General features: G+C 47.2%; 17 protein-coding genes. 8 read left to right on the forward strand and 9 right to left on the reverse strand.

Annotated elements, in window-relative coordinates; translation table 11 throughout:
- The first annotated feature begins 4 nt into the window (after positions 1–4).
- Positions 5–154, forward strand: a complete 150-nt coding sequence (rpmG, locus tag KB186_RS18895; protein ID WP_012684162.1) for a 50S ribosomal protein L33 — start codon at positions 5–7, stop codon at positions 152–154.
- 134 nt (positions 155–288) lie between these two features.
- Positions 289–1,725 (forward strand): glycosyltransferase family 4 protein, encoded by a 1,437-nt coding sequence (locus tag KB186_RS18900; protein WP_221866661.1) that lies wholly within the window; start codon positions 289–291, stop codon positions 1,723–1,725.
- Positions 1,726–1,736: 11 nt separating this feature from the next.
- Here KB186_RS18900 and KB186_RS18905 read toward each other — a convergent pair whose 3' ends face one another.
- Both KB186_RS18905 and KB186_RS18910 read right to left on the reverse strand, forming a co-directional pair.
- Positions 1,737–2,870: a glycerate kinase gene (locus tag KB186_RS18905; RefSeq protein WP_173611858.1), complete on the reverse strand. Its 1,134-nt coding sequence runs from the start codon at positions 2,868–2,870 to the stop codon at positions 1,737–1,739.
- Between the two features lie 93 nt (positions 2,871–2,963).
- A complete protein-coding gene (locus KB186_RS18910) occupies positions 2,964–4,127 on the reverse strand; it encodes a cation:proton antiporter (protein WP_173611859.1) in 1,164 nt (387 codons plus the stop codon).
- A gap of 230 nt (positions 4,128–4,357) precedes the next feature.
- On the opposite strand from KB186_RS18910, the gene KB186_RS18915 reads away from it, so the two are divergent.
- Positions 4,358–4,702: a cupin domain-containing protein gene (locus KB186_RS18915; RefSeq protein WP_173611860.1), complete on the forward strand. Its 345-nt coding sequence runs from the start codon at positions 4,358–4,360 to the stop codon at positions 4,700–4,702.
- 50 nt (positions 4,703–4,752) lie between these two features.
- Here KB186_RS18915 and KB186_RS28300 read toward each other — a convergent pair whose 3' ends face one another.
- From KB186_RS28300 to KB186_RS18925, 3 genes are all read right to left on the reverse strand, one after another.
- A complete protein-coding gene (locus tag KB186_RS28300) occupies positions 4,753–4,887 on the reverse strand; it encodes a hypothetical protein (RefSeq protein WP_012684166.1) in 135 nt (44 codons plus the stop codon).
- Positions 4,888–4,913: 26 nt separating this feature from the next.
- Positions 4,914–5,204 (reverse strand): hypothetical protein, encoded by a 291-nt coding sequence (locus KB186_RS18920; protein WP_173611861.1) that lies wholly within the window; start codon positions 5,202–5,204, stop codon positions 4,914–4,916.
- A 98-nt stretch (positions 5,205–5,302) separates the two neighbouring features.
- Positions 5,303–5,716, reverse strand: a complete 414-nt coding sequence (locus KB186_RS18925; RefSeq protein ID WP_173611862.1) for an Lrp/AsnC family transcriptional regulator — start codon at positions 5,714–5,716, stop codon at positions 5,303–5,305.
- 118 nt (positions 5,717–5,834) lie between these two features.
- On the opposite strand from KB186_RS18925, the gene KB186_RS18930 reads away from it, so the two are divergent.
- The 4 genes from KB186_RS18930 (at position 5,835) to clpP (ending at position 8,209) form a co-directional block, all read left to right on the forward strand.
- Complete coding sequence (locus tag KB186_RS18930) at positions 5,835–6,593, forward strand: MBL fold metallo-hydrolase (protein ID WP_232774159.1); 759 nt, start codon at positions 5,835–5,837, stop codon at positions 6,591–6,593.
- 151 nt (positions 6,594–6,744) lie between these two features.
- Entirely contained in the window at positions 6,745–7,338 is a 594-nt protein-coding gene (locus KB186_RS18935; protein ID WP_007726169.1) for a winged helix-turn-helix domain-containing protein, read from the forward strand.
- Positions 7,335–7,592 (forward strand): hypothetical protein, encoded by a 258-nt coding sequence (locus tag KB186_RS18940; RefSeq protein WP_173611864.1) that lies wholly within the window; start codon positions 7,335–7,337, stop codon positions 7,590–7,592. The genes KB186_RS18935 and KB186_RS18940 overlap by 4 nt, the downstream gene beginning before the upstream one ends.
- Before the next feature lie 35 nt (positions 7,593–7,627).
- On the forward strand, positions 7,628–8,209 hold the full coding sequence (clpP, locus tag KB186_RS18945; RefSeq protein WP_007726172.1) for an ATP-dependent Clp endopeptidase proteolytic subunit ClpP: 582 nt from the start codon (positions 7,628–7,630) through the stop codon (positions 8,207–8,209).
- A gap of 113 nt (positions 8,210–8,322) precedes the next feature.
- Here the strand turns inward: clpP and KB186_RS18950 are convergent, their stop codons facing one another.
- The 3 genes from KB186_RS18950 to KB186_RS18960 all read right to left on the reverse strand — a co-directional run bounded on the left by KB186_RS18950 (position 8,323) and on the right by KB186_RS18960 (position 9,873).
- Entirely contained in the window at positions 8,323–8,958 is a 636-nt protein-coding gene (locus KB186_RS18950; protein WP_232774160.1) for a hypothetical protein, read from the reverse strand.
- A gap of 100 nt (positions 8,959–9,058) precedes the next feature.
- Positions 9,059–9,529: a hypothetical protein gene (locus KB186_RS18955; protein WP_232774161.1), complete on the reverse strand. Its 471-nt coding sequence runs from the start codon at positions 9,527–9,529 to the stop codon at positions 9,059–9,061.
- Complete coding sequence (locus KB186_RS18960; RefSeq protein ID WP_232774162.1) at positions 9,460–9,873, reverse strand: hypothetical protein; 414 nt, start codon at positions 9,871–9,873, stop codon at positions 9,460–9,462. Before KB186_RS18960 ends, KB186_RS18955 begins: the two co-directional genes overlap by 70 nt.
- 193 nt (positions 9,874–10,066) lie before the next feature.
- Here KB186_RS18960 and KB186_RS28475 point away from each other — a divergent pair, with 193 nt between their 5' ends.
- Entirely contained in the window at positions 10,067–11,752 is a 1,686-nt protein-coding gene (locus tag KB186_RS28475) for a methyl-accepting chemotaxis protein (protein WP_232774163.1), read from the forward strand.
- A 61-nt stretch (positions 11,753–11,813) separates the two neighbouring features.
- On the opposite strand, the gene KB186_RS18970 is transcribed toward KB186_RS28475, so the two are convergent.
- Positions 11,814–13,052, reverse strand: a complete 1,239-nt coding sequence (locus KB186_RS18970; protein WP_232774164.1) for an MFS transporter — start codon at positions 13,050–13,052, stop codon at positions 11,814–11,816.
- Positions 13,053–13,097: the final 45 nt, after the last annotated feature.

Raw genomic sequence — 13,097 nt, forward strand, 5'->3', positions numbered from 1 at the left:
ATCCATGCGCGTGAACATTACCCTGCAATGCACTGAAACCGGAGATCGCAACTATATCACATCCAAAAACAAGCGGAATCATCCCGAGCGATTGGAACTGAAAAAATATTCCCCGCGACTAAAGCGCTATACCCTTCATAGGGAAACAAAGTGATTCCCAAAAAAATGTCTAAGGGCAATAGGCCCCGAGCCCAACACCTTCTACTCACCCAAACATAAAATGTACTTGTGTCTATCGAATGAAAAATTCTCTGCAAGTCCTAGCTCTTAAACAGGAGAGGGATCGGTATGAAAATCGTGATCATCGCCCCTGAGCAAATTCCCGTTCCCCCCATTCTTGGGGGGTCCGTCGAAATTACAATTCTGGCGATCGCCAAAGAATTGAGTAAGTGGCACTCGGTCTCGATCATCAGCAGAGCGCATTCTCGGTACCCAAAGTATTCTGTTATCGATGGGGTGAACATCTATCGCGTTCCTACCGGGAGTCCTGCGAAATATTTAACCCATGTGAAAAAAATCCTGAAAAAACGCCAATTTGACGTTTTGCAAATTGATAACCGTCCAGAGTTCGTCGGGCAGATTAAATCGATGTTTCCGAAAGCTACTGTCTCCTTGTATCTTCACTCGCTGACTTTTGTCAACTTTCCCCATACCAGTCGGGCAGAGACTTTGGCCGGGTTGCGAAAGGCAGACTTGATTATCACCAACAGCTCCTCTCTTGAAAGGCGACTTTCTGCTCGGTTTCCCAGTATGTCGAGAAAAATCCGGGTTGCATGGCTTGGCGTTGATACATCTCGCTTTTCCCCTATTCAAAAAACCTCTCATCCCCGTGCTTTCACTTTATTGTTCGCAGGCAGGCTTATTCCACGCAAAGGCGTTCCCGTATTGCTTCAGGCAGTTAAGCTCGTGAATAAACAGGTAAACCAACCTGTCAAAGTAATGATTGCAGGAGGGTCACCCACAAGCAAATATGCAAGGCAATTGCAGTCGCTCTCTCGTAAATTTGGCGTACATGCTGAATTCCTAGGTACGATCCCCCATTGTCATATCCATCGCGTTTTTAGAAAAGCCGATTTGTTCATTTGTCCTTCGCAAAAGCATGAATCGTTTGGACTTGTTAACGTCGAAGCGATGTCTTCCGGATTGCCAGTCGTTGCCTCGAAAAACGGGGGCATAAAAGAAGTGATTCAGCATGGCCGTTCTGGATTGTTGATCAAGCAATATAAAAATCCGCAAGCCTTTGCCGATGCGATCTGTTCGCTGATCATGAATAAGCCCCTGTATTTGAAAATGAAGCAAGAAGCTCGTCAAATTGCGTTGGAGAAATTCAGTTGGTGTGCAACAGCCGATAGACTCAACCACATTTATGAATCTGAAAAAGATTTACAACAGGATAAGCGCCAAAATGAATACCATTGCACCGCTGCCCATTGCCATGAACGTCAAGATTTGCAAGAATGCAATGAAACCGGGCAAGGCGCCCAGCCGGAGCGAATGAAAGAGGAGCCAGCCATCCCGCAATCATTTGACATCGTCCACGATTGGAGTTCCTTTGATGATGACACCCAAAGCATCACCAGTACCGGGGTTTTCCAAAATTTTGCTGATCTATGTACGGAAAATGATGACGAGTCCGATGGGAGTAATGACTCCGCCGAAGCCACTTTCGATTTCTTTTCCGATATCGGCTATCAAAGGCTTGTCGATGCACTCATATACGGTTAACGAGAGGCCGATCAGGTTTTCAAGCTATAAATCCGCATAACCTGCTCGGCTGTCTGCTCCAAGAGCGAGGCGGCTTCGCGCATTGATTGATCTAGGGTCATCGGTTTGTTGGTGATGCCGACAACGGCAGAAACGCCTTTTTCATAAAGGGTGTCGATGCCATTTCCAATGGAACCAGCGAGGACGATGACGGGAATGCCGTATCGTTGCGCGACTTGGGCAACTCCACATGGCGTCTTTCCTTGGGCAGTCTGGAAGTCGACTTGTCCCTCGCCTGTGATCACAAGATTGGCTTTGTCCATGGCTTCCGCGAGTTCTGTCGTCTCGATCACAATCTCAATACCGGAAGTAAGCTGTCCATTCAGAAAAGCGAGTAGGGCACCGGCGACACCACCGGCAGCACCAGTTCCAGGCAAATCGTGAATGGCGATGCCACGGGTCTTTTCGATCAAGTCAGCGAAATGGCGCAAATGATCATCCAATTGCAGCACCATTTCCGGTGTGGCTCCTTTTTGCGGACCGAAAACGTGTGAAGCGCCATTGGGTCCAACAAAAGGATTGGTGACATCACACGCGATGACGAAGTGACAGTCAGCCAGTCGCTTATCAACCTGACTCGTATCAATACGGCTCAATCGTGATAATTCCCCACCTCCAAAAGAGAGTGGCTGGTCGTCTTGATCGAGAAGCACATATCCGAGAGCTTGGAGCATGCCAGCGCCTCCGTCATTGGTAGCACTACCACCCAGTCCGAGAATGAACTTGCGGCAGCCTTGATCGAGTCCGGCCGTAATCAGCTGACCAAAGCCAAAGGTCGTCGTGACAAGCGGGTTGCGATCTGCGGAAGAAATCAAGTAAAGACCAGACGCAGCAGCCATTTCGATCACACAGGTTGCACCGTCACCCAAAATGCCGAATTCAGCAGAAATGTCCTGTCCGAGCGGGTTTTTTACGGTGGCGGTCAGTATTTTGCCATCTGTGGCATCGACCAGGCATTGCATAGTACCTTCCCCGCCGTCAGCCATCGGTTTTACGATGAGTTCACTTTGCGGGAGTACGCGTTGAATCCCTGAGCGAATGGCTTCGCCCACCTGTTTGGCTGTTAGGCTGCCTTTAAAGGAATCGGGAGCGATGACAATTTTCATGAGGGTGTTCCTCCTATCAGTGCAGAGGGTATTTTTCCCATAATAAAAAAAGACTGTCTCCCGCGTCTATGGCGAGAAACAGTCTTGGTTGTGCTAGGCGTTCTTTTTCAACGCCATTCCTTCTGGCTGCGATGTTTTCGAGAAGAACATTTTCATCATTGGCGGAGTGACGATGGTCGTCAAGAGTACGACGACAATCAGGACGGCAAACATGTCTTGCGTGAGCAAATTGTTCTCCAAACCAATGGCGGCGATAATGAGTGCCACCTCTCCACGCGATACCATGGCTGCACCAATGGCCATCGAGTTTTTCCACGGGAAGCCCGTGATTTTTGCACCAAATGCACCACCGATGAGCTTGGAAACAATCGCGATGACGCTCAGGAGCACAATCAGTCCGAGATTTTCCAAGATGCCAGAGAACTGTGCCGTTACCCCGATCGAGGTGAAGAAGACTGGCACGAAAACCGCGTAGCTGATGGTTTCGACCTTGTGCGTTACTTCTGTCTTGTAATTGGTTAAGCTGATCGCAACACCGGCGATGTAGGAGCCGATGATGGCGGCAACCCCTGTATATTCAGCAAAATAAGCGAACAGGAAACAGATAATGAGTGCCGCGGAAATGACCGATTCTGTAACCTGCAAAGGAGCAAATTTTTTCAAAACCCAAGGGACAACTTTCCAGGAAAGAACGATGACGATGGCAAAAAATGCGACCTTTTTCAAAATCACCATACCAAGATTAACATCGCCGCCAGCAAAGCTCATCAAGAAAGCGAGTGCCAGGATGACCAAAACGTCATCGATAACAGCAGCCCCCATGATGGTTGCGCCTTCCCTTGATTTTAGCTTGCCCAATTCCTTCAACGTTTGTACGGAAATACTCACACTGGTAGCAGAGAGCAACAGGCCGAGGAAGATCGCTTCAATGTTGGAGAGACCAATCGCAATCCCGGCACCATAACCGAGTGCAAGTGGCATGACAATTCCTGCGACACCTACGCTGGTTGAAGACTTGGCAGTGCGTTTGAACTCATCAATATCGGTCTCCAAGCCCGCGATAAACATGAGCAGGATAACCCCGATTTGGCTAATTTCCTTGAGGATTTCTGTGTCTGTGACTAGCCCGAGAACGGTAGGACCTAGAACGATACCGATGAGCAGTTTCCCCAAAACGGATGGCTGTCCCAGCCGCACGCTGATGTCACCGGCGATTTTGGAGGCGATCAAAATGACAGCCAGCTGAAAAATAAGCATCTGGTTTCCCCCTTTTTACGAAATAAAAAAGAGCCCGCAATCACAGCTTTCTTTTTGTCGGCTAAAAAAAGACAAAAAGAACCCTATGATGACAGGCTCCTCCAGTAACGAATCAAATATTCACTTAGAATACACAAATATTTTAACATAGCCAGCAGAAAAAGTAAACACTTGGTGACAAATGCTCCTTAGCGTGTGAAGATAGAGCAAAAAACGGAGGAGGAGCAGGCGTGGCAAAAATCAGCAAAGAGAATGCAGAGCATTATCATTGGGGAGATCAATGCGATGGCTGGTATCTGGTCAAAGGCCAAGACCTCAGCGTCATTCATGAGCGGATGCCCGGAAATACAGCAGAGGTGCGCCATTATCACGAGCGGTCGCGGCAGTTTTTCTTCGTGCTGTCAGGACAGGCTATGCTGGAAGTGGATGGCGTTCGTCATGTGCTGGGCAGGCAGGAAGGGGTAGAAGTGCCTCCGGGAGTCAAACACCAGATGAAAAACGAGGGAGCAGAGGATGTGGAATTTCTTGTGATCTCGCAACCGACAACAAGAGGAGATCGCATCCAAGCAAATTAAAGAAAGCCTGACCGTCAATGGATGCGGTCAGGCTTTAATATGTGTCATGCTTATTTGAAATTGGTAAAATCGGATACTTGGGCGAAGAAATCTGCCAATGCATGTATTCCTTCGAATGTTTGGTAAGCAAAAATAGGCAAACCCACAATAAACAACAAAGCTTCTCCGATATATTTGGCGATCATATGATCAACCTCCTTTTGGATGTTCGTTACGCTACGCGATCCAAAACAAAGGAACCATATGTATCCATTTCGCCGTCTGTATGCTGGATGCGCCTGAAGAAACGAAGGCGCTGCGGTTGCCTTGCCGCCATTGGATAAGTCTCAACCAACAACGTGTTAATGGGAGGTCGGTACATATCTGTGACGTTCTGCGGTAGAGCCCGGTTTTGCAGGCAACACTGTCTGAGACAAAAAGCAGAAGTGAAGCATCCTACAAAAATCGCGACCAAGGCGAAGAAATCTTCCAGCGAAAACAGCAGCAATAGCATATCTTCCATGGCGATTCTCCTCCTTTCGTATTCATCATTCTACTCTTGTTCACAAAATCGTGCAATCCTGAAAGTTCATGAGAGCGAATTCATTGACAAACTACCAACTATTTCAATTTGTTAATCGATAGGTTGACGCGGTAGTTCCCAAAAGGAAGAAGGGTATCTAAAAAATGATTGAGGGCCTCTTGATCTGGAACATGTACCAACATGGTATAGCAGCCTTCTCCGCTAATGCGATGCGCTTCGACGATCTCGCTGCGACTTTTGATAAAACGAGTGAAGAGAGAATGATCAGTAGTAGTCATGAACATCGTGACCAGAGCAGTGAGGAACGGGGCGATTTTGGCTTCATCAATGAGCGTTGTGTAGCCTTGAATAATCCCTTGCTCCTCCATTCGTCTAATGCGGTTGCCGACGGCTTGACCGCTTAGATGGACCTGTTCGCCGATGTCCTTCCACTGCAAGCGGCTGTTTTTTCGTAGCAAGGCAAGAATGGAGAGATCAATTTGGTCTAGCATGCGTAACTCCTTTCACGGCGAAAGTGGGAAGCCAGCAATCGTTTCGCGGCAACCGTTCACTGCCTTATACAATAAACGTACAACCATTATAACGGTAACGAGGAAAGGAAGAAATGACATGCAGATTCAGCTTGTACGACATGCTACCTTGCGTGTGGAATATGCAGGGCTGACATTTTTGGTCGATCCGATGTTTAGCTCCAAGGGCGAAATGCCAGCAGTACCAAATACGCCGAATCAGCGCCCGAATCCAGGAGTAGAATTGCCCATATCCGTGGAGGAGGTACTCGCTGGCGTGGACGCCATCTTGGTGACGCATACTCATTTCGATCACCTCGATGAAGCGGCCATTCGCCTCCTCCCGAAGCATTTGCCTGTATTTTGCCAGCCACCGGATCTGGATAAGCTGATGCAGCATGGCTTCGAACAAGTCATTTCCATCGAAGAGGAGTATACATGGCAAGGGGTTCACCTGCATCGAGCAGGTGGTCAACACGGAACAGGGGAAATTGGGCAGCAGATGGGGCCAGTATCTGGCTTTGTCTTGAAGCGAGCTGGTGAGCAGACGCTGTATGTGGCGGGGGATACGATTTGGTGTGAGGAAGCGGAGCAAGCTGTTGCAGCGTATCGTCCTGATGTGATCATCGTTTTCGCAGGTGCGGCCCGGTTCTTGACGGGAGACCCGATCACGATGACGAAGGAGGATATCGTCCATGTCGCAAATGCCGCGCCCGACAGTCGTATCCTTGTTGCCCACATGGAGACGTGGAACCATTGCTTGCTCAGCCGCCAGGAATTGAATGAATGTTTGCAGGAAAAACAGCTATCCGGGCGTGTACATGTTCCGCAGGACGGAGAAATTATCTCTATTCATTGAGCGAATCGAATAAAAAAGAAAAAACAAAGCTCCGCAGGTGATAGCGGGGCTTTTGGCGTTGTCGAAAAAAAGGCTTATCCATCATTTGACAAACAAAAACGAACGTAATAAACTATTTTTACGTAAATGATTAATGTCATGAGGTGTTGTTGTGGCGCACGAACAACTGGAAACATATGTAGTCGAGAAGCCGGAACAGGCGATGGCGCTATTGAACCCGCTACGTGCCGAGATTTTAAGCCGTTTGGCAGAGCCTGCTTCGGCAGCAGAAGTCGCACGTGGTATCAATGAAATCCCGCAGCGTGTCAATTATCACTTGAAGGCCTTGGAAAAAGTCGGATTGGTCAGACGGGTAGGGAGTCGACAGGTGCGCAATCTCGTCGAGGTGCTTTACTTGGCAATTGCGCGGACGTATGTGCTCTCGGAAGGACTGAACTGGGGCAACGATACCGTTCAGCAAATGAAGGATCAAGGGTCGCTGTCTCATCTGGTCCAGACAGCAGAACGAATCAAGCGTGATGCCATGCTCTTGCTGGAGCGCTCCGATCAAGAGGTCGAGGTTCCGAGCGCCTCACTGAATGCGAGTATTCAGCTAGCCAGTGCGGAACAGCGCAGTGCTTTTGTAGAGGAGTACGTCCAACTGGTGAATCAGCTTGTGGCGAAGTATCAGCCAAAAGAAAAGGGACAAGAGACGTATCAGGTGGTTCTCGCGGTTTATCCAAAACAAGGAGGAGACGAGGCATGAAAGCACAAGCTGCGGAGTCCAATAAGTCCAAACCCGTAATCGTTTGGGAAAGTCGAGTCCAGCCTCAAACCGACCAGGTCATTGCCATGCCTGCCCGAAACGGAAATGGGGTTGCTGTCGAAAGAGAAGCGGCTGTTCAGACATGGTCAGTGGGCCCGGCGAGTAATCCGGCAGTCGTGACGCAGGTTTCATCAGGATTTAACAAAAAATCAGTGGCGGTTCCACAAGCAATCAGCATGAGTATGGCCGCGTAAAAAACGCAGCGTAAACAAGCGAAGGAGGGTTTTTCATGAATCTCATTCCGGTAGTAGTCGAGCAAACGAGTTATGGAGAGAGGTCCTATGACATTTACTCCCGGTTGTTGAAGGATCGCATTATTTTTCTCGGCAGTGCCATCGATGATCAGGTAGCCAATGCAGTCGTAGCTCAGTTGCTGTTCCTGGCAGCAGAGGACCCGAAAAAAGACATTCATCTTTATATCAATTCGCCCGGAGGCTCTGTCACAGCAGGGATGGCGATTATCGATACGATGAGTTTCATTGCGCCTGATGTGTCTACAATCTGCACAGGGATGGCAGCGTCTATGGGTGCGATGCTTCTCGTAGCGGGAGCGCCGGGCAAACGGTACGCGTTGCCCAATGCAGAAGTCATGCTCCACCAGCCGTGGGGAGGCAGTCAAGGACAGGCGAGCGATATCAAGATCGCAGCAGACCGTATCATGCGACATCGCAACATGCTGTATACGATCATCGCAGAGCGTACGGGAAAGACAGTCGAGCAAATCGAAAAAGATGCAGACCGCGACTATTTCCTTACCGCCGCAGAGGCGCTTGAATACGGCTTGATTGATAAAGTGATCGAAAAATTGTAAAGATGGGGATAGAGAATAAAGTGGCTGCGAAGCTTGGAGTTTAGCGTACCGAATGTTTGAACCGTCAGGATTTATTCTGACGTTTTTTTCTGCACACGAACGTGTTTAAAGGATTAAGTTTTACCGACTTGTTCTAGGAAGTTGTTCAATTGCTCCATAGCGTTGTTAACATTCATAAAAAAGATATCGATATCCGTAACGGTATGCTTTTCAAGTAATTTCTCAGGTTTCGTAATTAATGTGTATAGATTTATACCTGTCTCATCCTGCTCTTGCTCAGGGTATACATAGATGAGTAGATCGTCAATTCGCTCTCTTAGCTCAATGATTTCATTTGCGGTAAGTTTTGCAGATATATGTTCTTCTGTCAACAAATCATTAAGTTGCCTTGTTAGTTGGGTTAATTTGCGATTCGTGTCAAATAATTTTGCGATGGTTTTTTCATTGTAGTGTTTTGCAAAGTAGAGAGAGATGATATTTTCTACACTTTCATAAATTTTCTTCCTGCCATTTCCTTGTTTATACCCACTTACATACATTTGAAGTGATTCCAATGTGATTTCTTTTCCATTAGCATTACCTAAAAAATCACTGATAGATCCTACGTATCTATAGTTATTAAATACATTTTCTGAGTAGGTGTATGCAACCATTCGGATTTGATCTTCACTAATGTCGGTTGTACCTTTATTGCATCCAGAGGTCACTAACACTAGAATCAAGGATAGCATGATTGGTATCTTTTTCATTATGTCGCCCCTTCATTTAATTATATAGAAAAGACTGAATTTTCCTACTTTATTAAGAAAACAGGTGTCCACCATAAAGGGGGACACCCAAATTTTAACATTATCCTTTCCAATATTCACCTGTAGAGGTGAGTGTATTTAAATACTTCACACCCGTGTTCCATGTTATATTAAAACCTCCACCGCCACCTGATACGTTACCACCTATCCCAGTAATTGAAGTGCTTGTCCAAGAATGGTCATATTGTAAATAGACCCGCTCTTTTTTGTTTGTTGTAACTTTTTCAAGTACAGCTGTTATTGTGCCATTTGTAACATATCGATCATTAATCCAAAAGCCAACACCTGCGTCTGTAGCGCGTTTTGCTAACGCTACCTTACCACGTTTTTTATCAGTTCTTGTATCGAAGTAAGCTTCTTCATCACCCAAGCCATTCCAGCCTTGGATGACAACCCCATCTACGTCTATTGGCATACTTCTTTTATTATCTGTATAAACACCTACGAAATCGTATGGGTCGCGTCCGACAAAACCTTCTTTCTCATCCCACTCCCAATATCCAACAAACACATATTGATCACTTTCATCATCGTAAACAATTCGTCAGTAAATGTTATCCATCCTTCCTCGTTAGATAATGCATTGATCGGTTTTCCATCTTCACCATCTGAATTTACTACCTTCAAATTATTGTATTTTTCTATTGTTATTTTCATTGCCTTATCAAAATCTTTCGTTTTTCTTACTTGCTCTCGTAAGTAATCTAATTTTTCGTTAAGTTTTTCAAGTTTTTCTTGTTTTACTGCTTTCTCGTATTTTGCATCAACTTTTTCAGCAAAAGCCATACTTGGAACAGTGAGCAATGACATTGAAAGTGCAAGAGGTGTAATTATCTTAGATAAATTCCCTAACATTAACTCATCTCCCTAATTATGGTATATACTTCGTTTGTATTCTACTATTACTTGATTGTTCGTTCAAGATTTTTTGAAAAATACAAAAATTACCTCGATTTAATCTGGCGGTTTTTTGTTTGCACATCAAATTGTTTGAAGGAAGGAGGAGCTGGGTATGAACAAGAGTATCAGATGACGGGAGGCACACCTTGTGAAAATCAGAACAAAAATCATCCTGGCTTTTGGTGTCATATTGGCAGTCATGTTCGGTTCAGGTACGTATATGCACCTGCAAATGCTAGCAATGAAGGCATCCTACACCCAGATTATCGAAGAGGAAAAATTATTGACGGATCTGCGTGAAATGCAGTTTATTATGACAGGTCGAAATAATGACGAACGAGCCTACTTGTTAACAGGCGATGAAGAATTTCGGATGGAATTGAAGGGAAAGGCAGCAAAGGTGGACAGCCTGTTTGCCAAAATGAACAGTTCTTTAGAGTCTTCTCACCATCGTGAAAAAATGGAGGAGGCAATGGGACTGTACAAGTCCTTTCTGGAGTCGAGTGAGAAAGCGGTAGAGGCACAGGATAATGGGCTACATGAAGAAGCCATCGCTCATCATTTCGGTCAGGAGCGGCAATCGAGATTAGCACTGGATTCGGTTGTGAGTGGATTGGTCGAAGAGGTGCGTAATGAAATCGAAGTAGATAGACAGGAGCTGGCGGAGAACGAAGGAACTTCGGCCATGATCCAGTTGTTTTTTAATGCAGTGGGAATTCTCGTCGCGATTGTGGTTGGCGGTTTTCTGATTCGCTCGATTGTGGCACCGCTGCACCGGGTGAACAAACAGCTACATGATATCGCTGAAGGAAAAGGAGATTTGACGCAAGAGTTGACCGTCTCTTCCAAAGACGAGATTGGACAGTTGGCAGGCTCATTTAACCGGATGCTAGCCAACTTACGAGAGCTGATTTCTCAGGTTCGTGGGCATGCCCAGCAGGTTGCAGCCGCAGCTGAACAACTGACAGCGAGCTCGAAGCAAACGAGCCAAGCTACGGAGCAGATTGCCATCACGATTCAGGAAATGACGGAAGGAACGGACAGGCAATCCCAAAACGTAGAGGAGAGTCAGCAAGAAGTCGAAGAAATATCCGCAGGCATTGAAAAAATTGCGGCACGTGCGCAAAGTGTGTCGGCTGCAGCTGCCAGTACCTCAGAGCTGGCGACAGAGGGGGATCGTACTATCCAGCAGTCGGTTTCCCAGATGAACGGGATCGGAGAAACGATGGAGAATTTGACTGCACTGGTAGGTGGTTTGGGAAAACGCTCTGAGCAAATCGGCCAAATCGTCGAAGTCATTACACAAATTTCAGGTCAGACGAATCTCTTGGCATTGAATGCTGCTATCGAAGCGGCGAGGGCTGGCGAGCACGGCAAAGGCTTTGCTGTCGTGGCGGATGAAGTGCGAAAGCTGGCTGAGCAGGCATCTGCATCGGCACAAGAAATCTCCCAACTGGTAGCGTCGATCCAGATGGAGACGAACGAAGCGGTCCTCACGATGGAAAAAGGCTCTCAAGAAGTAGCAGACGGGATGGGGGGCGTCGCAAGAGCAGGGGAAGCGTTCTCTCAAATTCGTGATGCTGTTGTTGGCGTGACGAATGAAATACAAGAGGTATCGACTGCTGCACATACCCTTACGGAAAGTACAGGCAAGGTCGGACAATCGATGCAGATGATCGCCACTGTCGCGCAATCGGCTGTCTCTCTGTCGGTGGGAGTCTCGTCTGCTACAGAAGAACAGCTTGCCTCGATGGAGGAAATCTACTCCTCGGCTGCATCGCTGGCGGGTCTCGCGGATGATTTGGAAAAACTGATAGGCCATTTCAAGGTATAAAGCTTCGCCACAGGATACACCCCTGAGAATCGACAGAATGATTCTAAGGGGTGTTTTTTGTTTACGCCAATTTCCACAAAGCCAATCTTCGATATACGAGAAAAACCACGAGATTCCCCACTGCCGCTGCCAAAAAGACTGACCAAGGCCCGAACGACAAGGTCATCCAGCCCGAACCATAGATGGAGAAGACAATTCCGAGCTTGAAAATAGAGCCGGTGATCCCGCTAATTCTGCCAATCATGTGGGCAGGGGTAGTCTCTTGACGAAAGGTCCAAATACAGACGTTTTCAATCGTGCTGATCAGTCCCGTGAGAAATAGAGAAAGACAGAGCATCCACGTACTTTGCGCGAAAACCATGAGCAAATAGGAGCAACCGAGAAGCAGGATGGTCATGCCCATGATGCGACCGATGGGAAATCGTCTCCGCAAATAGGCAACCACTGAGCTGCCGAGAAGACCGCCAAGTCCAGCCGCGGAAAGCACCAGCCCTAATGTGGAATTGTCCAACCTAAGGTGATCCTTGGCAAAGAAAATGATCATGGCGTCATACATGCCCGAGGTCGCATTGAGAAAAATCACGAGTACTGTAATCTGCCATAATGGTCGATTGCCCAACAGCTCCTTCCAACCATTTCGCAACTCCTGCCAAAAGCCGCCCTGAGAGGGGGCAGGCGCATCTGTACGATCTAAAAACGATATGGCGATAAAAGCCAGTAAATAGGCTGTACCCGTAATGAGCAGCCCAGTGTGCAGCGCCGACAGAAGCAGAATAAACCCGGTTATCGCAGGTCCCATAATTTCAATAAACGTGCTCATAAAAGAAAAACGAGCATTGGCTGAGGTTAACAGAGGGGTAGGGACCACCTGCTTGATCATGCTGACGCGAGCGTTGTGAAAGCCGTAGTTAAACGCCATCAGGAAAAAGCCAGCCACATAATAATGAATGACCTGTGCATGTCCGGATTCGGTCAGTCGATATAGCAAAAACAACAGGATCATCTGGCCAAAAACCATCCATTGCGACCAGCGTTTTTTGGAGAAGCGATCCACCCAGACGCCAATGAACATGGCGAGCAGCAGATTTGGCAAAAACTCAATGCTTTTCATGGTCGTCATGGCAACTGGCGATTGGGTCATATCATACAAGATCAATGGCAAGGCCAGTTCGTACACCTTTGCTCCACACGCGATAAAGGTGGACGTGAAAAAGAGGACGAGAAAGGGCCGATTCCGCCAGATCGATATTCTCTCGTGTGATTCAAGCTTCGTGGCGGGGATGTTGTTAGGCGCTGGCATGAAAAAACCTCCTTCTTCGATCTCATTGTAGCTAGAAAAAGGGGA

The organism is Brevibacillus sp. AF8, assembly GCF_021270385.1.
Classification (GTDB): domain Bacteria; phylum Bacillota; class Bacilli; order Brevibacillales; family Brevibacillaceae; genus Brevibacillus.